This is a genomic window from Rossellomorea yichunensis, assembly GCF_032337515.1.
Lineage (GTDB): Bacteria > Bacillota > Bacilli > Bacillales > Bacillaceae_B > Rossellomorea > Rossellomorea yichunensis.
In genome coordinates this window covers 472,876-493,116 of the sequence record NZ_JAVYAD010000002.1, presented here as the reverse complement: position 1 = coordinate 493,116, position 20,241 = coordinate 472,876, and the positions used below count along the sequence as shown (strand labels likewise).

20 protein-coding genes and 1 riboswitch are annotated in these 20,241 nt (G+C 40.4%); of the genes, 18 read left to right on the top strand and 2 right to left on the bottom strand.

From position 1 onward, the window contains the following. The first annotated feature begins 318 nt into the window (after positions 1 to 318). Positions 319 to 693, top strand: coding sequence for a GNAT family N-acetyltransferase (locus RSX31_RS07055; RefSeq protein WP_148969511.1), 375 nt, complete (start codon positions 319 to 321; stop codon positions 691 to 693). A gap of 28 nt (positions 694 to 721) precedes the next feature. On the opposite strand, the gene RSX31_RS07050 is transcribed toward RSX31_RS07055, so the two are convergent. Further along, positions 722 to 1,243: a DUF309 domain-containing protein gene (locus RSX31_RS07050; protein WP_148969510.1), complete on the bottom strand. Its 522-nt coding sequence runs from the start codon at positions 1,241 to 1,243 to the stop codon at positions 722 to 724. Positions 1,244 to 1,426: 183 nt separating this feature from the next. Between RSX31_RS07050 and RSX31_RS07045 the strand changes: the two genes are divergently transcribed. The 15 genes from RSX31_RS07045 (at position 1,427) to RSX31_RS06975 (ending at position 17,140) form a co-directional block, all read left to right on the top strand. Beyond that, complete coding sequence (locus tag RSX31_RS07045) at positions 1,427 to 2,188, top strand: segregation/condensation protein A (protein ID WP_148969509.1); 762 nt, start codon at positions 1,427 to 1,429, stop codon at positions 2,186 to 2,188. Beyond that, entirely contained in the window at positions 2,178 to 2,771 is a 594-nt protein-coding gene (gene scpB, locus RSX31_RS07040) for an SMC-Scp complex subunit ScpB (RefSeq protein WP_148969508.1), read from the top strand. The genes RSX31_RS07045 and scpB overlap by 11 nt, the downstream gene beginning before the upstream one ends. A 209-nt stretch (positions 2,772 to 2,980) precedes the next feature. Further along, complete coding sequence (locus RSX31_RS07035; RefSeq protein ID WP_315634047.1) at positions 2,981 to 4,141, top strand: D-alanyl-D-alanine carboxypeptidase family protein; 1,161 nt, start codon at positions 2,981 to 2,983, stop codon at positions 4,139 to 4,141. Then, positions 4,134 to 4,727 carry a nucleoside recognition domain-containing protein gene (locus tag RSX31_RS07030; protein WP_148969506.1) on the top strand — a complete coding sequence of 198 codons (594 nt, stop codon included), beginning with the start codon at positions 4,134 to 4,136 and terminating at the stop codon, positions 4,725 to 4,727. Before RSX31_RS07035 ends, RSX31_RS07030 begins: the two co-directional genes overlap by 8 nt. Next, the gene (locus tag RSX31_RS07025) at positions 4,728 to 5,255 is read left to right on the top strand and encodes a spore maturation protein (RefSeq protein ID WP_044340130.1); all 528 of its coding nucleotides are present in this window, start codon (positions 4,728 to 4,730) and stop codon (positions 5,253 to 5,255) included. It abuts the gene before it with no gap. A gap of 150 nt (positions 5,256 to 5,405) precedes the next feature. Next, the gene (locus RSX31_RS07020) at positions 5,406 to 6,137 is read left to right on the top strand and encodes a pseudouridine synthase (RefSeq protein WP_148969505.1); all 732 of its coding nucleotides are present in this window, start codon (positions 5,406 to 5,408) and stop codon (positions 6,135 to 6,137) included. Positions 6,138 to 6,397: 260 nt separating this feature from the next. Next, complete coding sequence (gene resA, locus RSX31_RS07015; protein ID WP_148969504.1) at positions 6,398 to 6,928, top strand: thiol-disulfide oxidoreductase ResA; 531 nt, start codon at positions 6,398 to 6,400, stop codon at positions 6,926 to 6,928. A gap of 34 nt (positions 6,929 to 6,962) precedes the next feature. Continuing rightward, positions 6,963 to 8,630 (top strand): cytochrome c biogenesis protein ResB, encoded by a 1,668-nt coding sequence (resB, locus tag RSX31_RS07010; protein ID WP_148969503.1) that lies wholly within the window; start codon positions 6,963 to 6,965, stop codon positions 8,628 to 8,630. After that, positions 8,614 to 9,789, top strand: a complete 1,176-nt coding sequence (gene ccsB / locus RSX31_RS07005) for a c-type cytochrome biogenesis protein CcsB (protein ID WP_148970018.1) — start codon at positions 8,614 to 8,616, stop codon at positions 9,787 to 9,789. Before resB ends, ccsB begins: the two co-directional genes overlap by 17 nt. Positions 9,790 to 9,906: 117 nt before the next feature. Next, the gene (locus RSX31_RS07000) at positions 9,907 to 10,623 is read left to right on the top strand and encodes a response regulator transcription factor (protein WP_113967631.1); all 717 of its coding nucleotides are present in this window, start codon (positions 9,907 to 9,909) and stop codon (positions 10,621 to 10,623) included. Next, positions 10,620 to 12,386 (top strand): ATP-binding protein, encoded by a 1,767-nt coding sequence (locus RSX31_RS06995; protein ID WP_148969502.1) that lies wholly within the window; start codon positions 10,620 to 10,622, stop codon positions 12,384 to 12,386. Before RSX31_RS07000 ends, RSX31_RS06995 begins: the two co-directional genes overlap by 4 nt. 281 nt (positions 12,387 to 12,667) lie before the next feature. After that, on the top strand, positions 12,668 to 13,222 hold the full coding sequence (gene sigX, locus RSX31_RS06990; RefSeq protein ID WP_148969501.1) for an RNA polymerase sigma factor SigX: 555 nt from the start codon (positions 12,668 to 12,670) through the stop codon (positions 13,220 to 13,222). Next, complete coding sequence (locus tag RSX31_RS06985; protein WP_148969500.1) at positions 13,194 to 14,435, top strand: hypothetical protein; 1,242 nt, start codon at positions 13,194 to 13,196, stop codon at positions 14,433 to 14,435. The genes sigX and RSX31_RS06985 overlap by 29 nt, the downstream gene beginning before the upstream one ends. 818 nt (positions 14,436 to 15,253) lie before the next feature. Then, a complete protein-coding gene (locus RSX31_RS06980) occupies positions 15,254 to 16,168 on the top strand; it encodes a M23 family metallopeptidase (RefSeq protein WP_148969499.1) in 915 nt (304 codons plus the stop codon). Between the two features lie 114 nt (positions 16,169 to 16,282). Further along, positions 16,283 to 16,416, top strand: a riboswitch (FMN riboswitch). A gap of 154 nt (positions 16,417 to 16,570) precedes the next feature. Next, positions 16,571 to 17,140, top strand: coding sequence for an ECF transporter S component (locus RSX31_RS06975; RefSeq protein WP_148969498.1), 570 nt, complete (start codon positions 16,571 to 16,573; stop codon positions 17,138 to 17,140). A gap of 106 nt (positions 17,141 to 17,246) precedes the next feature. Here the strand turns inward: RSX31_RS06975 and RSX31_RS06970 are convergent, their stop codons facing one another. After that, positions 17,247 to 17,495: a ferredoxin gene (locus RSX31_RS06970; protein ID WP_032087848.1), complete on the bottom strand. Its 249-nt coding sequence runs from the start codon at positions 17,493 to 17,495 to the stop codon at positions 17,247 to 17,249. 223 nt (positions 17,496 to 17,718) lie between these two features. Here RSX31_RS06970 and RSX31_RS06965 point away from each other — a divergent pair, with 223 nt between their 5' ends. Continuing rightward, positions 17,719 to 18,789: a helix-turn-helix domain-containing protein gene (locus RSX31_RS06965; protein WP_187443654.1), complete on the top strand. Its 1,071-nt coding sequence runs from the start codon at positions 17,719 to 17,721 to the stop codon at positions 18,787 to 18,789. Continuing rightward, on the top strand, positions 18,767 to 20,233 hold the full coding sequence (locus RSX31_RS06960) for a RecQ family ATP-dependent DNA helicase (RefSeq protein WP_187443271.1): 1,467 nt from the start codon (positions 18,767 to 18,769) through the stop codon (positions 20,231 to 20,233). The genes RSX31_RS06965 and RSX31_RS06960 overlap by 23 nt, the downstream gene beginning before the upstream one ends. Positions 20,234 to 20,241: the final 8 nt, after the last annotated feature.

Genomic DNA, 20,241 nt, shown 5'->3' with positions numbered 1-20,241 from the left:
TTTTTCATATCTAATTACATACTTTAACAAATAGTGATTTTACTATACAATAGCAATGACATATATAGATGAATATAGTGTAGACAAAGGAGTCATTTATGAAGATCAGCAATAAGGGATTGTTCTTGTTTTTATTAGTATCAGGCATAGTATGGGGAGTCATCTACTGGCTGTTCCTGGCTGGAAACTGATTGGTTAAAGTTGATTAATAAAAGTAAATTTAGTAAGATAAATAAACGTTCATATCAATTAAATTTCTAGTTTTTGTCTATAATAGGAAATAAATAGATTAGACATAAAACATAACGAGGGGTAAATATGTTAATTCGGTATAAAAAGGCGTTTGAAAAGATCGCAATGGGATTATTATCTTTCATGCCAAATGAAAAGGATTTGAAGAAGCTTCAACAGACGATGAAGCAATACGAAACTGAAGATAATTGGCAGCTCTTTTTATGGAAAGAAGAGGACATAGTAGGTTTAATTGGAGTATTCAAGACAGATAGTACTTTAGAAATTCAGCATATATCCGTTAATCCATCCCATCGGCACGAAGGAATTGGGAAATCAATGGTGAAGCATCTTAGAGACATGCATTCTGAGCATGAAGTGAAGCCGAATTCAGAGACCGCTTCATTCTTTGAGAAGTGTGACGAAATCGATCAAGATAAAGTAATAGACGAAGATCAATAAAGAGGACGGCCACCGGATCTGTAGGTGGTCAGCCTCTTTTTTTTCGTTGTAAAGCATTTTTTCGTTCTAAAATCACTTCCGAACGGTCACGCAGGGAATGACGATGAATGAGCTCGATATTGTTTAAATCACTTGGAGAACACCAGGAGTACCCATTGTCCTCACACAGTGATTGGACCTGCTTTTGTAGAGATGAATCCGTCAGGGGGATATTGATGCTGTTATAGGGCTGGTTGGTACTTAGTCCATGGGTGATATCAACGAGTTTTTCCTGAAGTTTACCAGGATGGATCCCTAATCGGGAAAGTTCATCCTGATTCAGTTCGATATTTTGAACGGCTTTCCTAAGTGTCCGGGCTGCTCCTGAGAGATTACCTCTTCTGTAATGATACAAACCCACAGCAATCTGGATTAATCCAACCCAATGGGAAGAACGGTTCTTAGGATCTGCATATTTCCAATGTTCTTCCAACACCTCATGGCACTCGAAGTAATCACGATTTCCATGGAAATACATTAAAAATTCTAAGTAAGGTTTAGGATAAACCATGTGAGTCCCTCCTATATTATGAAATAACGTCTGAGTATTTAAAGTGTAGCATATTCTCCATCTTTGCCAAAACGACAAGTACATCCTCTTTATGCAAAAACTTTCTATTGGAGAATAGTGGTCAATCTACTATACTATTAAGTAGCGATCAGGAATGACTGTAATTAGAAATTTGGTGATAAAGTGGAATACAATGTGAAGATTGACGCTTTTGAAGGTCCGTTAGATCTTCTTTTGCATCTGATTAATTCGTTGGAAATTGATATATATGATATTCCTATGGCTCAAATTACTGAGCAGTATATGTTATATGTACATACGATGAAGAATTTGCAACTTGATGTTGCCAGTGAGTACTTAGTGATGGCCGCTACATTATTGGCGATTAAAAGTAAAATGCTCCTCCCTAAACATGATGACGGCCTTTTAAACGATGAAATTGAATTCGAAGAGGAAGATCCCCGTGATGAATTGGTTGAGCGGTTGATTGAGTATCGCAAGTTTAAAGAAGCTGCCAATGAGCTGAAGCACCGTGAGGAAGAACGGGGACAGGTGTATACGAAACCTCCTAGTGATCTCTCGGAATTTACGGAAGAGGCGGATTTAAAGAATAGCGAGGTTCAAGTGTCTCTATATGACATGTTAGGAGCTTTTCATAAATTATTGAGGCGCAAGAAGCTGCAACGGCCAGTGCAAACCAGAATAACCAGACAGGAAATATCCATTGAAAAAAGAATGAATGATATTCTTCATAGTCTGCGAAATATCAAAGAGCGAACACCCTTTACAAGTCTTTTCCCGTCTGATAATAAAGAACATCTCGTTGTTACTTTCCTTGCCGTGCTTGAATTGATGAAGAGAAAGCAGATCATTGTCAATCAAGAAAAAAACTTCACGGAAATATTTGTTGAAGCAGGAGAGGAGGTAGGTCTAGTTGAACAGTAGTAATTGGAAAGGGATCCTCGAAAGCTTATTGTTTGCAGCTGGTGATGAAGGTCTTTCACTAAAGCAAGTTTGTTCTGTATTGGAAATCGGGGATCAGGAAGCGATGGCTGTGATCGAGGAGCTAAAGGCGGATTACGAAAATGATCCCGATCGGGGGATCTATATGATTGAGATAGCAGACACTTTTCAATTGGTGACAAAAAAAAGCAACGCCGATTATTTAAAGAAATTGGTTGAGTCACCAAATGTAAGCTTTTTATCACAAGCAGCTCTTGAAACACTTGCGATAGTCGCTTATAAGCAACCGATCACGAGGATGGAAATTGAACAAATCAGAGGCGTCAAAACCGAGCGTCCCATTCAGACCCTTACGTCAAAAGGGCTCGTGAAGGAAGTTGGAAGAGCAGAAGGGACAGGTCGTGCCTACTTATTCGGTACGACAAAAGAATTTCTGGACTATTTCGGCTTGAAGAGAATAGAAGAACTTCCTCCCCTACCTGAAAATATCGAGGATGAATTCATGCAGGATGAAGCGGACTTGTTTTTTGAGAAATTTCAAGAAACGATGGAATCGAAAGAGTAGGGCAGAATGAAATATAAATGGACTGGCAGGGGTCCGGATCCAAAAGAATAGAATCACGAAAAGACACAGCAAAGTTTCTCTGCTGTGTCTTTTTCGTGGGTCAAATACCAGAAATTGAACCTAAATGTGAATTCCGGATTTTCATTCATATTACCCCTTGTCCTGCATAAACTTGTACAAACACGTTAGAATTAAAGGAGTAGATGGGTGTGAATCGAAAGAGAGTGAAATATTACATATATTATATTCTTATCCTCACCTTGCTATTTGTAGTGGTTTCCAATGAAGTTCAGGCCGCACCTTCTGTTAGTTCACAGCGGGCGATTTTAATGGATCAGGAGACGGGGCGGATTCTGTATGAAAAGGATGCCCACAGTCAAAGTCGGATAGCAAGCATCACAAAAATCATGACGGCGATTCTTGCGGTTGAATCCGGAATGATGGATAAGGAAGTAACGGTATCTTCGAATGCAGCGGGCACGGAAGGTTCCTCCCTTTACCTGAAAGCGGGGGAGAAAATCAAGCTGGAAGATCTCGTTTACGGGCTTATGTTGAGGTCCGGGAATGATGCGGCAGTCGCTATTGCAGAATCTGTTGGAGGAAGTCTTGACGGGTTTGCTTATATGATGAATGAAAAAGCGAATGAAATCGGAATGAAAAATACGCATTTTTCCAATCCACATGGTCTCGATGATCATGAAGACCACTATTCCACTGCTTACGATATGGCAGTTCTGACTAGATATTCAATGGAGAATGAAGTATATAAGGAGATTGCAGGGACAAAAGTGCATACAGCACCAAATCCTGAAGAAAAGTGGGACCGGAAGTGGAAGAACAAAAATAGATTATTAACAGAATTGTATAAGCATAGTACGGGTGGGAAAACGGGATATACAAAACTAGCCAAAAGAACGCTTGTGTCCACAGCTTCCAAGGACGGGGAGAACCTGATTGCCGTTACCCTGAATGGACCTGATGATTGGAATGATCATATAGGGATGTTTGAATACGGGTTTAAGCAATATGATTATAAGATCGTCCTGGAAGAAGGCATGATTGAAAAAATGGATGACGAAATATATAAGGATCATGCCTATCTTAAACGAGAATCCGTCCTAACCCTTAAAGATGATGAAGTGGATGATGTGAAGGTAGAGTACAAAATGTTAAAGCCTAAAGAGGAATGGTTAAAGAATAAAAATGTACCTGAAGTAGTAGGGAAGGCTGTCGTGTATTTAGAAGACGAAGAAGTAGATACTCTTCCCATTTACTTTAAAACAACGGATGAAGCTGAAGAAGAAAAGAGCTGGTGGAAATTCTGGGCCTATTCCTTTGAGTCCTTTATAGGGGTCAGGGATCATGGTTAATCTCATTTGGGTGGGGATGACCATCATAGGTTTAGTATTCGCCATTATCAATGGCAAGATGAAAGAAGTAAACGAAGCCATTTTCACTTCAGCAAATGAAGCCGTTACTCTTTGTATAGGGTTGGTCAGTGTATTGGTGTTTTGGTTGGGAATCATGAGGATTGCCCAGGAAGCGGGATTATTGGATAAACTGGCAAGGCTGTTCAGACCCTTTGTCACCCGGTTGTTTCCAGAGGTGCCTGATAATCATCCCGCGATGGGGTATATATTATCGAATATGATGGCCAATATGTTCGGTCTTGGAAACGCAGCAACACCTCTTGGGATTAAAGCGATGGAGCAATTAAAGGAATTGAACGGCGGAAGAGACTATGCCAGCAGATCGATGATTACCTTCTTAGCCATTAATACGTCGAGCCTTACCATCATACCAACAACTGTCATTGCGATCCGGATGAAATATGATTCTGCTTCCCCGACTGAAATTGTGGGACCAACCTTGATCGCGACCATGCTCTCCACCATAGGAGCCATATTGATAGACCGATATTTTCATTATAGACGTACTCGTAGAGAGGTGAAGTAGATGCAATGGATATCCACGATTTCATTATGGTTGATCCCCATTATGATCGGCTTCATTTTAATCTATGGAACACTCAAAAAGGTACCTACGTATGAAGTGTTCGTCGATGGGGGAAAAGAAGGCATTAAAATAGCCGTGTCAATCATTCCTTTTCTCATTGGGATGCTTGTAGCCATTACCATTTTCAGAGAATCAGGGGCACTTGAGTTCTTCGTAAACCTCATCCGTCCGGGATTACTTGCACTCGGTATTCCCCCTGAAATTGTACCACTTGCCATTATCAGGCCCATTTCAGGAACAGCTGCCCTGGGTATGATGAGCGATATAGTCGCTACCCACGGGCCAGATTCCTTTATAGGAAGACTTGCATCAACCTTACAGGGAAGTACCGATACGACCCTTTACGTACTGACCGTGTACTTCGGGGCAGTAGGCATCCGGAAGATGGGGGACGCCCTCAAAGTTGGATTACTAGCCGATGTCGTAGGAATCGTAGCTGCAATCTTCATCGTCACGGTCATGTTTTAATAATGGTTGACATCTATTAATAAAGGAAATAATAAGGTATAAAGAAATCGACTGAAAAAGTCGATTTTTCTTTATACCTTTCTATTTTGTCTGGATTGTGTAATAATTCATGAAGACAAATGTATTGAAAATTAAATGAGGTGAAATACCGTGGAACGATTACAAAAGGTTATTGCTCATAGTGGCGTAGCGTCACGAAGAAAAGCTGAGCAATTAATTATAGAAGGCAAAGTAAAGGTCAATGGTACAGTAGTAAAAGAATTAGGAACAAAGGTTTCTAATTCCGATAGAGTTGAAGTGACAGGTATTCAGATTGAAAGAGAAAATAAAGTATATTATATGCTCTATAAACCAAGAGGGGTCATCTCAGCTGTGACTGACGATAAAGACCGTCAAGTCGTAACCGATTTCTTCCCTGAAATAGAAGAAAGAATCTATCCGGTAGGAAGACTGGACTATGAAACGTCAGGTATTCTTCTTCTAACCAATGATGGGGATTTCGCTAACTCCCTGATGCATCCAAGTAACGAAATTGAAAAAACGTATGTAGCGAGATTAAAAGGCATCCCACCTAAGTTCAAAATCAGAGAACTTGAAAAAGGGGTTAAACTGGAGGACGGCATGACGGCTCCAGCAAAAGTGAAAGTATTAAGCATTGATAAGAAACAAGGGAAATCCATCGTCGAAATTACCATTCATGAGGGCAGAAACCGCCAAGTGCGCAGAATGTTCGAAGCCCTTGGATATCCGGTTCAGAAGCTGAAACGAGAAAGATATGCATTCCTTACTCTTCATGGTTTGAACGCAGGAGAAGGAAGGGAACTTACTCCCCATGAAGTGAAGCAGCTAAGAACACTGGCTGAAACGGGAAGCATCCGATAGAAAATAGCATGGAAAGTGTCACATATCCTTCATATAATTTACACTATCTATAAAGTGATAAATGATATAATGAGAAAGGAATTTTACCCTGAAATATAAGGGATATTTCCCTGCTTATTATGAAGGAATGGAACATTACATTATGGCAGGGACTGGTCTCATAAGTGAATTCTTATGACATCAGGCCCTTTGCTACTGTAAAGAGAGAAAAAAACTTTTCCATTTTTTGAGAACGATTTCAATATGGGAGGCACACGTACATGGATAAGAAAAAACGCAGATTACTCATCCGGACCATAATCCTCATTGTACTGACTTCTGCGGTTGCATATACCTTGTATGCAAACTTTACGAAGGATGAAAGAGGGAAGTTGAAGGTGGGGGATCAAGCGCCTGACTTTGTTTTGGAGGATATGGAAGGGAATAAACATCGTTTGTCCGACTATGAGGGTCAAGGGGTATTCCTGAATTTCTGGGGAACATGGTGCAAACCATGTGAAAGAGAAATGCCTTATATGAATAATCAATATTCGAAATATAAAGATCAAGGTGTAGAGATATTGGCTGTTAATGTGGGGGAATCGGATTTTCTTATCAATCGTTTCGTATCGAAACACGGGTTAGAGTTCCCGATTGTAGTGGACGAGGAAGAAGAAGTTCAAAATGCATACGGCATTGATCCGTTACCAACAACCTTCCTCATTAACCCTCAAGGTAAAATCGAAAAGATCATTACAGGAACGATGTCAGAAAACGATATCATTGAAGATTTAGAGAGCATTAAGCCTTAGTTCAGCAGTTTAACTTGATATAAGGAGTTTTAACATGAAAGAGATCAAATGTGTATGCGGTCATGTAAACCCGAATGGTACCGTTCTCTGCGAATCCTGCGGACGTGCTTTAACGGATGAAGCGAAGAACGAGAAGCTTCATGACATGCGATACGAGGGTAGTGCTAGACGTTCCCAAACGTATAACAAATCGATAGTCGATAAGATTTGGAATTTCTTTTCATCTGTTAAGGTTGGCGTATGGTTAATTGTCATCACACTTATCGCCTCTGCAGTCGGTACGATTTTGCCCCAGGAACAGTATATTCCGAATGGACAGCCGGCAAATGAATACTATGAAGATGTATACGGCTTTTTTGGAGAGTTATATTATACGTTAGGGTTCCATGATTTATATAGTTCATGGTGGTATCTATTATTAATCGCATCGATTGGAGTTTCCCTCGTGATCTGCAGTCTGGATCGGGTGATTCCCCTCTATCGTGCCCTCAAGAATCAACGTGTTTCCAGACATGTTGGTTTCCTGAAGCGTCAACGAATCTATGGGAAAACAGAAATGGTAGAAGTCAATGATTCAATAAGTAAGATCAAGGAAAAGTTAACTCAAAAAAAATACAAGATCCGGGAAGAAGACGGAAACATTCTTGCAGAGAAAAATCGTTTCTCGAGATGGGGTCCCTATGTCAATCATATTGGTCTTATCATTTTCCTTTTCGGGGGCATGCTGCGATTCGTTCCCGGAATGTATATTGATGAAACCGTGTGGATCCGTGAAGGTGAAACAAGGGCGGTTCCTGGTACGAAACAAGAATATTACTTAGAAAATAAAGGGTTTACGTTAGAGACATACGATAAAGATAAAGACAAAGAAGTATTTGGGGAAGCCATTGATAAGAATGGAACCATCGCAAAGAATTTCCAGTCTGACGTGGTACTGTATAAAGAATCCGGAGATAAACTTCCAGGACAAACGGCTGACCGTGAAGTGGAAAAAGAGGACTCCATTAAAGTGAATCATCCCCTTAAATTCGGGAATTTCGCTGTCTATCAAACCAGTTACAAGTTGGACGAATTTAAATCAATGTCCTTTACATTCGATAATAAAGAGTCAGGGGACAGTTTCGGTAAATTCACCGTCGACCTATTTGATCCTCAGGATACCTATGCATTTGAAGAAGGTTATAAAGTAGAATTGATGGGATATTATCCTGATTTCTCTGGATTTAATGAACAAGGAGAGCCGCAAACAAAGTCTCCTTTACCGAATAATCCTGCATTCCTATTCAAGTTGTTCTCTCCTGAAAAGCCCGATGGTGAAGTGAGCTTTGTAGGAATCCAGCAAAATCTGGAACCGCTTGGTGACAATGAATATAAATTGTCATTTGCAGGTGTTGAGACGAGAGATGTATCTGCTTTAACCGTTCATAAGGATCTCACTCTTTGGATTTTAGCCGTTGGTGGAGCCATCTTTATGATAGGTGTCGTACAAGGTGCATATTGGCATCACCGAAGAATCTGGATCAGGCGAAGTGAAGATGGAGTCATCGTAGCCGGTCATACGAATAAAAACTGGCATGGATTAAAAAATGAAATCAACTTCGTTTTGGAAGGTACCGGTATACAGGAACCTGAAGATCAACAACAAAAAGACGAAGCAAGGAGGAATGAAGATGTCAACGATAACAATGGCAGAGTGGAGTAGTAATTTACTCTATGTATCCTTCATGATGTATTTGATTGCTACGTTGTTTTTTGGTGGAAGCATCCGCCAAAAGAATACAACTGAAACGAATCAGCAAAAGTGGGGATTAATTGGAATTGTTTTAACCCTTATCGGATTTGCCGCTCAATTAGGCTACTTCTTTTTAAGATGGGGGGCAGCAGGACACGCTCCAGTAAGTAATTTATTTGAATTTACAACCTTTTTCGGAATGATGCTTGTCGGAGCCTTTATCATACTTTACTTTATGTATAAAACAACGATACTGGGTGTCATTGCATTACCATTTGCACTTTTGGTGATCGCCTATGCCAGTATGTTCCCTAAAGACATTAGTCCACTGATTCCTGCTCTTCAAAGTGATTGGTTGAAAATCCACGTCACAACTGTTTCAGCGGGGGAAGCGATTTTATCCATCAGTTTTGTGGCAGGGTTAATCTACTTATTGAAATCAGTGCAACATACAAAAGGAAGCAAACAATCGTTTTGGCTAGAAACCGTCATGTATTCTTTAGTGGTCGTATTAGGGTTTGTAGTTGCATCAACTGCTTTTACCCTGGGAAATTATGAAGCGAATTTTCAGTATGTCGATCAAGAAGGGGCCGAAGCGATTTCTGAATACACACTGCCGGCCCTTGTCGGACCGAATGAAGGACAATTATTAACTGACAATGTAATGGAGCCGCTGGTAGAAATGCCAGCCCTCATCAATGCTAAGAAACTTAATACCGTTATTTGGTCGTTTCTGATTGGAACTGGAATTTATCTTCTATTACGCTTAATCTTCAGAAAGCGAATAGCTGCGAAATTACAGCCACTCGTGAAAAATGTGAATCTGGACCTGATGGACGAAATCGGTTACCGCTCAGTATTAATCGGCTTTCCAGTATTTACACTGGGAGGGCTCATCTTCGCAATGATCTGGGCTCAAATTGCCTGGACTCGATTCTGGGGATGGGATCCCAAAGAAGTATGGGCATTAATTACATTCTTATTCTATGCGGCATTTCTGCATCTACGCCTCTCTAAAGGATGGCACGGTGAGAAGTCTGCATGGTTAGCCGTCATCGGGGTCGCCATTATTCTATTCAACCTGGTGGCTGTAAACCTCATTATCGCAGGACTGCATTCATACGCTTAAATGACGAACGGGGAAGGAGCTGGCTATAACGAGAGTGATATTCTCTTTGAGTCAGCTTCTTTTTTCATATAAAATATAGGATAATATGGTGTAATTATACAAAAGGGGGATGTACCCATGGAGGAAAATATTCGAATTTTAGTTGTAGATGATGAAGACCGGATTCGCAGACTGTTAAAAATGTATCTTGAAAGAGAAAACTATGAAATCGATGAAGCCGAAAATGGAGAGGAAGCTTTGGCGCTTGCTCTGGAGAATAATTACGACTGTATCTTACTGGATATCATGATGCCGGGAATGGACGGGATCGAAGTATGTAAGTACCTTCGTGAAAAGAAAGCGACGCCTGTGATCATGCTTACTGCTAAAGGAGAAGAAGTGAACAGAGTGCAAGGGTTCGAAGTGGGAACCGATGATTACATAGTGAAACCTTTTTCCCCTCGCGAAGTGGTACTGAGAGTGAAAGCGTTATTAAGACGCTCTTCAAAGACTAGCTTTATTCAAACAGATGCCAAGGCGAAGGACCTTATTGTCTATCCTCATCTTACAATCGATAATGATGCCCATCGGGTAACCGCTGACGGTAAAGATGTGAACTTAACACCAAAAGAATACGAGCTCCTATATTTCCTTGCAAAAGCTCCTGACAAAGTATTTGACCGTGAGCACCTGCTTAAGGAAGTGTGGCATTATGAATTCTTCGGGGACCTGCGTACGGTCGATACACATGTGAAACGATTAAGAGAAAAACTGAATAAAGTATCCGAGATGGCTGCAAAGATGATTGTTACCGTATGGGGAGTAGGCTACAAGTTCGAGGTAACAAATGAATGAGGCTATGGCGTAGTGTTGTAGGGAAGCTGTGGCTAACGATTCTCCTCTTAGTTTCCTTTGTGTTATTTATCCTTACGATTCTTTTACTGGAATTCTTTCAAAACTATCACGTCGATGTGGTCGAAAAAGAACTAACCCAAACGGCTGAAAAAGTGGCGAGAGTCATTGAAAATCATAAAGACCTGGAGCTGGGGATGGAACTGGGGAAAGAAATCATCGATGATCCAGTCAATATCATTATTTCATTAGACCAGAATGAATCACTTTATTCCCAGGATTCTACAGCATTTCAAAACAATATTCATGAGTATATTTCTGATGATAAACAACTTCAATCGGTGAAAACAAAAGAAATCACCATCAAGAAAGAGATTGAATTATCTTCGGAAATGTCGTCTAACCGATATGAAAATATCATCATTGTAGGGACTCCTCTTCATATTGATGAAGAAGATGGAGCGGTATATCTCTATCAGTCTCTTGGTGTTATTAAAGATACAACACGTCAAACAACGAAACTGATCTTGCTTGCTGCCGGGATTGCCATTATTCTAACGACCATCTTTGCTTTCTTCCTTTCCACACGTATCACTGCACCACTAAGGAAAATGAGGGAAGCAGCCTTTGAGGTAGCAAAGGGTAAGTTTGATACAAAGGTTCCGATTTTGACGAAGGATGAAATCGGTGAACTCGCAACAGGATTTAACCAAATGGGCAGGCAGCTTAAGTTTCACATTAACGCATTGAGCCAGGAGAAGGAGCAGCTCTCCTCTATTTTGAGCAGTATGGCCGATGGAGTTATCACCTTTAATAGAGACGGCACGATCTTGATCACTAATCCACCTGCCGATCGCTTCCTTCAGCATTGGTATTATGAGCAAAGTGAAAACAGTGAGGAAGCCATCCCAACTACTGTAAAAGAATTATTGCAGAGCGTGGTCGTTACAGAAATGGAGCAGACAGGTGAATTGAGTCTGCAGGGGCGTTCGTATGTGGTGATTATCAGTCCTCTCTACAATAACAACAACATCAGGGGAGCCGTGGCGGTGGTGCGCGATATGACAGAAGAGAGAAGATTGGATAAGCTTCGGAAAGACTTTATCGCCAATGTCTCACATGAACTCCGTACGCCAATCTCTATGCTTCAAGGATATAGTGAAGCGATCGTTGATGATATTGCGGAAACAGAAGAAGAAAAGAAAGAGATAGCCCGAATTATTTATGATGAGTCATTGCGGATGGGGCGTCTGGTCAACGACCTTCTGGATTTGGCCCGTATGGAAGCGGGGCATATCACACTAAATAAAGACGTCATTGGTGTCATGCCTTTCACCGAAAGAGTGACGAATAAATTTATTGGACTGGCCAAAGAAAAAAAGGTATCCGTTTACTTTGAAAGTGACGTAGGAATCAAAAATGAAATTCACATGGATCCGGACCGGATTGAACAAGTATTAACCAATCTTATTGATAATGCTTTAAGACATACTCCTACAGATGGAGAAGTAACCGTCTCCCTGACGGAAAGCAAGGGTGGTTATTTATTCCACGTAAAAGACACGGGTTCCGGGATTCCTGAAGAAGATCTTCCTTTTGTATTCGAGCGCTTCTATAAAGCGGATAAAGCCAGAACAAGAGGGAAGTCCGGTACTGGTCTGGGCCTCGCGATCGCAAAGAACATCATTGAGTCCCATAAAGGTCATATCCAAGTACAAAGTAAAGTCGATCAAGGGACAACCTTCACTTTCTTTCTTCCCATTTAGCCAAGAATCGATGATATCCATAGAAACTTGACGTTTTTTCTTGTTACATGGGAAACATTCTTTATTTTTTCTCTGTGAGTAGAAAATGATGTTGAAAAAATGATGAGAATATGAGAAGTCAACAGGGGATAAGTACCTTGTTGACTTTTTATTTGAAGTAAATTTGAGGTGAAACCTGTATTTAATATAAGTCTTTCCTTTTTACCAGAAAAATACTATATTGATAGTGTGTAACTTTTTTACAGAAAAAACGACTAATAAATTGACGGGGAGGGAAGCAAGTGAACTCCGTTTTTGAGAAATTATACACTGAGTATCATCAGGACGTCTTTCAATTCCTTATATACATGGTACAGAATAAGCAGCAGGCTGAAGATCTGGTGCAGGAAGTATATATACGGGTGCTTAAATCGCATGAGCGTTTTGAAGGGAAAAGCTCTGAAAAAACGTGGCTTTTTTCGATTGCAAAAAATGTAGCCATAGATCATTTTAGAAAACAGAAGAACTGGAAGCATCGGATATTGGATAAATTCGATTGGAGCCGGAATGATGTGACAGACGATGGGGCGCTTCCGGAAGAAATTACTGTTGCGAAGGAAGAAGTTCAGGTATTGTACGAATGTTTGAAAAACTGTTCGACGGATTATCGGATGGTCATTATTATGCGTTACTTACAAGAACTTTCAATTGTTGAAACATCTGAAGTCCTCGGCTGGTCTGAAAGTAAAGTGAAAACGACCCAGCATAGAGCCATAAAGTGGTTAAGAATTGAAATGAATCAACGGCTACCAAAGGAGGAAAGAGACATTGAAACAGTCAGAATGGAAAGATCGTGATATAGAGGACCTCGTCAAAAAGCTTCCTCAAATCAAAGATGTTCGAACTCCTCAATCGATATATGCAAAAATAGAACGCCAGAACAAAAAGAAGTTTATTGCATTTAACCGTTTTATTCCAACAGTCGCAGCGCTGGCAGCCATTTTCATCATGGTCATGCTTGCTCCAACCGTATTAAATCAATTCAATGAAAATACTATGGAAAAATCAGAAATGAAATCAACGGAATCTTCAGGTGGGGATTCAGCACCGAATTCAGCACAAGATTCCCTGGCGAAATCAAGTGATAAATCAGAAATGATACATGATGACGCCGATAAAGACCAAATGACAGTTGAAAAGGATAATAGCGAGCTTAGTATGGCTGAGACTGAAAAAGACATTCAACCAACTACGGCAGAAAGATTATCTTTATATGAAGAAGACTTGGAAGGGCAGGACTACTATTCTTATGGACTCGTTTCACCTGAAGCGGTACCTGTACCTATTTCAATTGTCGATCGCCCTGCAGAAGGGGAAGAAGGCTGGTTGACCCGTTATGAAGAAATTGCAGGTGAGTTGCCTGAAGGTGAGTGGGGGATGGAAGACTTTCTCCCTTTAAAAGGCAAATTTACAATGGGTGAAAACAAAGTCATTTTCACTTTGGATCCTGAGCATTCTTATAGTGGCGGTAGTGCAGTGGAATACGCTTTTTACCATACTCTATTATACTCATTTCAGCATAAGGGGTTAAATGAAGTGGTTCTTCAAGAACAAGACGGCTCAGTCCCGGAATTCAGCTCCACCGGGGAATTCTCAAAAATCGACCTTAATGAAGATGCTCATACGGCTTATTACCTTTACTCGCCAAATGGAAGGGAACGCTTCCTCGTACCGGATAATATAAATAGAGGAAATGTCAAAGAGTCCATTCAGGCAATGAAAAGCTCAGAGACGAGCCTGTTCCAAAGTGTGATTCCTAAAAACATCAATATCAGTGTAAAGGAATCAGATGAATATCTAACCATCAATTTCTTAAATGAACTGGACATAGAAATATTAGACAACGAAACAGCCATGGAAATGATTGAAGGCATTTTACTGACAAGCAAAAGCTCCGGGTATGAAAGAGTTCAATTCGAAAACATTAAACAGGAAAGCTGGAATGGATTCATGTTCAACGAACCCATTGAGACTCCTATCAGCCCGAATAAGAAAACATTCGAAAATTAGTTATCACAGAAAGACTGGAAGCGGGAAAGGAATCCGTTTCCGGTCTTTTTTTGTGTGAAGGGCATGCTTGTCGGGGCTGAACGAGCGGCCTCCGCTTTTGGTGTCGTCCAGCTCCGGCGGCTAGCCCCTCGAGGTCATAAGCTAAATTGGCCAAGAAGGCAAAGGACGCTTTCCCGGCCAATTCATCTTATGCTTGTCAGGGCTGAACAAGCCGCCTCCGCTTTTGGGTGTCATCCAGCTCCGGCGGCTAGAGGCTCGAGGTCATAAGTCAAACAGACCCAAAAGGCAAAGAACGCCTTTCCGGCCTGTTCGTCTTATGCTTGTCGCCTCTGAACGAGCCGCCTCCGCTTTTGGGTGTCGTCCAGCTCCGGCGGCTAGCCCCTCGAGGTCATAAGCTAAATTGGCCAAGAAGGCAAAGGACGCCTTCCCGGCCAATTCATCTTATGCTTGTCGCCTCTGAACGAGCCGCCTCCGCTTTTGGGTGTCATCCAGCTCCAGCGGCTAGCCCCTCGAGGTCATAAGTCAAACAGGCCAAAAAGGCAAAGAACGCCTTTCCTGCCTGTTCGTCTTATGCTTGTCGCCTCTGAACGAGCCGCCTCCGCTTTTGGGTGTATATTTATCTTAGACTTAGACAAACTACTCAAAGGAAAATTATCTCATTCACTTGTGAATATTGAATGGAGGGTCTACATATAGTGGGGAGTGCATGAAATGATGGTGAGAAGGTAAGAATGGGTTAATAGATGAAAAGGTAGCGGACGTGAAGCTTCAGTAGGGAAGAAATAAGGTATTGCGTTAAATGGGTAAGGAGGACAAGCATGATTTTGGATTATGTAAGAAGGCTCTTAATTGTATTCCTGTTAGCATTGTGTGTGAGCATTATGTTCTTTACAGGAAAGATAGCGAAAGCAGAGACGAATAAGATCGTGGAGGAAACGGTATCCTGGACATTTCCTGTTGAAGGGATGATAACGGATTCATATGGGACAAGGTCTGGTACTCATAAAGGAATGGACATAGGAGGAGACATAGGCTCTCCTGTTTATTCTGTTGCCAAAGGTAAGGTGATTAGATCATATCTATCTCCAAGCTACGGACATGTAGTATTCATTAGGCATGAAAATGGGTATGAAACCGTTTATGCTCATCTTAAGAACCGGCTTGTTGAAGAAAATCAAGAAGTGGATCAAGGTCAACAGCTTGGAAATTTAGGAAATACAGGCAGATCCACAGGAGCTCACCTGCATTTTGAGGTGCACAGGGGTGAATGGACGATTGATAAGGAAAATGCAATCGATCCCTATATGGTATTTGGACAAGGTGAGGTCGGGCAGCTTGTGTTTGCTCAGGAGCGGGATCCCTATCAGGCAGTGGGTGTTTCTGGAACAGCTGATATCACTCATGATGTAAGTACGAAAAAAGTTCATAATAATGAAAACATGGTAAATCATGTCGTACATAAGGGAGAAACCCTCTGGGGGATTTCTCAGCAATACAATATATCCGTAGAGGATATTAAGAGGGCCAATGGGTTAAATGAAACCAATAATTTGGTAATTAATCAATCGTTAGCCATCCCTCTGTCAGCTGGAAGTGGGTATGTAGTGAAACAAGGGGACACCTTATACTCCATTTCAGTCGCACAAGGAGTCGATGTGAATGACTTGGTGGCTTGGAATGACCTGGATCTTAAGACACCTATATATCCTCAACAAGTATTAAACATACAATAATGGAATCGTAAACCTGAATATTCCATTAGTAAACAAAAATATTTCGAATTCAAACTGTTTTCCTTCACATAACTCCTGTCATTATGTATAATGAAAATGTATAAAAAAATAAAGATTCGTCTTCGGGGCAGGGTGAAATTCCCTACCGGCGGTGATGAGACATTTGTCTCTAAGCCCGCGAGCCTTCACGGGCAGGATTTGGTGCGATTCCAAAGCCGACAGTATAGTCTGGATGGGAGAAGATGAAGGTTTATGCCAGAACGTTTAGAAAAAGGGAAGCTGAACGTTTATTAGGGTATGCCTTATCGTTCTCCTAGATATACGTATCTAGGGGTTTTTTAATGCTACCTTTGGCTTGAGCTATCTTCGATATGAGATGAATCTCCTAAAGGAGAGAGGTTTATGAGAAAAATGAATACACGCACGTTTGTAACGGTTGGTATGTTAAGTGCCATATCCTATGTGTTAATGCTTTTTAACTTCCCGATTCCACCATTTCCAAAGTTTTTAATGGTAGATTTCAGTGATGTGCCTGCATTGATTGCGACAGTAACATTAGGTCCTCTTGCAGGAATATTAGTTGAATTATTCAAGAACGTGATTGATTACATCATGACAGGAAGCGATACCGGCGTTCCGATTGGTCATGTTGCAAACTTTATGGCGGGAGTGCTTTTGATTCTACCGACATATTATATTTATTCACGTTTTCAATCTAAAAAAGGTTTGTTGATCGGACTTATCACAGGAACTGTGGTCATGAGTATCAGTATGGGAATTCTTAATTATTTTGTGTTCCTTCCCGCATATAAATACTTCATGAATTTTGAGCTTCCTGCTGAGATTATCATTACAGGAATTGTTCCTTTCAACATTTTAAAAGGAATCCTTGTAACATCAGTCTTTATCTTACTATTTGTTCGTCTTCAAGGCTGGTTGGCAAGACAGACAGCCCTAAAGAAAGCTGCATAGTGCAAATATAAATCATAAACCCCTCAATTACATTTGAGGGGTTTTCTAATGTCATCAGCACAAAAAGAAAAAGCTAAGGGGAAATTCTCCCTTAGCTTCGGAACTACTATTCAAATTTTAGTGCATCTCCATCGAATGGCTCGTCAGCTACTTTTATTGAATCTGTAGGACAACCTTCGAATGCATCAATCATATCATCTTCTAATACGTCAGGAACTTCGACCGTCCCCTGGTTATCGTCTAATGTTACAAATGCGATACCTTCATCATCATAGTCGTAAATATCTGGAGCAGCAGCCCCACACGCTCCACATGCAATGCATGTATCCTTGTCGACGATTGTATATTTTGGCAAAGAAAAAACCTCCCGAATAAATAATTCTATATAATTCATCATTATACACAATGTAAGTTTGTGAAAAATCACTTAATGTTTATTTTATAGAGGATTGTATAACTTTTCAATAGTTAGGTGGTTTCTTTTTATTTTTATCCTATATATGAAAAACAAAACATGGTTAAACAACAAATTCATGGTACAATATTTGACAATAACCTACATGTTAAGGAGTAGAGAATTGACCTATCTTAATTATGTGATTTTATATTGCTTCATACAAATAAATGGAGAGCGATCGATTTACTCTGTTTTTCATATCTTAAAAGGAAAAAAGTCTTCCCAGTCGATTCAGGATGCTCACCTCTTTTATTTGCAGCCATTTTTCCTTTCTTTACCTAAGCTTAAACGAGCGTACTTTAACCAGAAGGTAAAGGAATTAGAGAAATTGGGGTATGTCATTGTCGATGATAGTGGGAAAGCGATTGTGACAACTGCTGGTACTGAATCTGTAAAAAAAGATTTTCAAGGTGACTCCTTTCCATCAAATATGAATGGCCTTGTCTACGGTGATCAAACGTTTCTGTTTTGGAAAAGATTAAGCCTCCTTGTTCAGGTTCTATCGAACGGGAAACAGCAGGAAACGCTCTATTTTCCTGTACAACGTAACAAGAGCATACAAGATTGGGTAAAGAGCTGTTTACGGGCGAACCCTAATATTGAAAAAATGTCTTCCGATTTGTATAAGGAGCTGTATACCCTGTTGACCAGTCTAACACAATCCTTAAATCCAGACGTTCTCGTATTCCGGTTAACGGGCTTCAAGGATTATGGATGGACAGAATTGCAAGTTGCTGAAAAATTGAATATGCATGAAGAAGAATTCCGCTTTCAGTTTCTTGATTTAATTCATAGCATATTATCTGAATTAGAAAAAGATCCTTCGACTTATCCCTTATTATATTCAATCAGCTTAAAAAATGATCAGCTTCAAAATCTGACCATTTCAACAAGCAAAACATATGAGTTGTATCAAAGGGGTCATTCAATCGAAGAAATCGCGCGTATACGTGATTTAAAAATAAATACTATTGAAGACCATGTGATTGAACTAATCTTAACTCAGGAAGAGTTTGCAATAGATCCGTTCATTTCTCAAGAGGAATATGAGAATGTGCTTTTAGTTATGAACGACGCTCAAACTAAAAGGCTAAAACCGATAAAAGAGAAGATTCCTCATTTATCTTATTTTCAAATTAGAGTAGCGATTGCGAAGGCAGGTGAGAACCGTGAATTTGCAAAAAGAACTTAAAGAGAGATTTGGCTATTCTTCCTTCAGAGAAGGTCAGGAGGAAATCATTCTATCTGTTCTAAATCAACGGGATACGGTGGCGATGCTCCCTACAGGAACCGGTAAGTCGCTGTGCTATCAATTACCCGGGTATCTAAAGAAAGGACAAGTATTAATCGTTTCTCCCCTTCTCTCTTTAATGCAGGATCAAGTGGAGCAGATGAAAGTTATGGGTGAAAAACGGGTGATTGCACTGAATTCGTTTTTACCTTATATGGAAAGAAGATCGGCCCTTGAGCAATTACACGTTTATAAATTTATATTCATATCCCCGGAAATGTTAATGAGTCCGGTTATTATTCCCTTACTACAAACTTTACACATTTCTTTATTTGTCATTGATGAAGCACATTGTATATCTCAGTGGGGTCCTGACTTCAGACCTGATTACTTAAAATTGGGGGAGATGAAAGAGAAGATTGGCAATCCAACGACCTTGGCATTAACGGCGACTGCCACAGGTGAAGTAAGAAAAGACATTAAACGAGTGCTCCAAATGGAAGGTGCTGTGGAAAAAGTCTATTCAATTAATCGTGAAAATATTGGTCTATTCGTTGAGAAAGTCACGAATCATAGCGATAAACTGGATAAGCTTTTAGAATATGTGACAACCTGGGGCGGACCGGGCATTATCTATTTCTCAAGTAAGCGTATGGCAGAAGACGTTTCTTTATGGCTTGGGGAAAATGGTGTATCAGGTGTTGCTCACTATCATGGGGGAATGGAACAAGAGGATAGGATACTCATTCAACAACAATTTCTATCCAATAAGCTAAGAATCATATGTGCCACTTCTGCTTTTGGTATGGGTGTAAACAAGGAAAATATTCGATTTGTCATTCATTTTCATTTCTCTTCAAACATAGAAGCATTCTCACAAGAAATCGGAAGAGCGGGACGAGATGGGGAAAGCAGTGTGTCTGTCGTGTTATACTCTGAACAAGACCTTTCGATCCCACTGCAGCTTATTCAAAGTGAATTGCCTGAAGATTTACAAATACAAAGGTATGTAAAGGAAGCCAGACAGGGCCAGGCGAATGAGATAATCGATCTGTTGCAACTGTCGGAGATTCAATATCGATTTCTTACGTATTATTCAGATGAGCTGACTCGAGGACGGACACTTAGTCATGATAGATTAATAGAAAAGATGAAACAAATTCGCAACAATCGTTTACAATACAAGAAGGACAAACTGCTCTCCATGATCGAGTGGTTACAGGTTGATTCCTGTAGGAGAGAGAAGCTCCTTCACTATTTTGATGAAGTGTTAGAACAGGAGAACAACTTCTGTTGCGATCAATGCGGTTATTCCCTTAAGGATTTCAAGTGTCGGCCAACTGACACTCAAAACCCGATTGAAACAAGATGGGAAAAAAGGTTGGAAAAATTATTATTAGGATAAGTGGTATT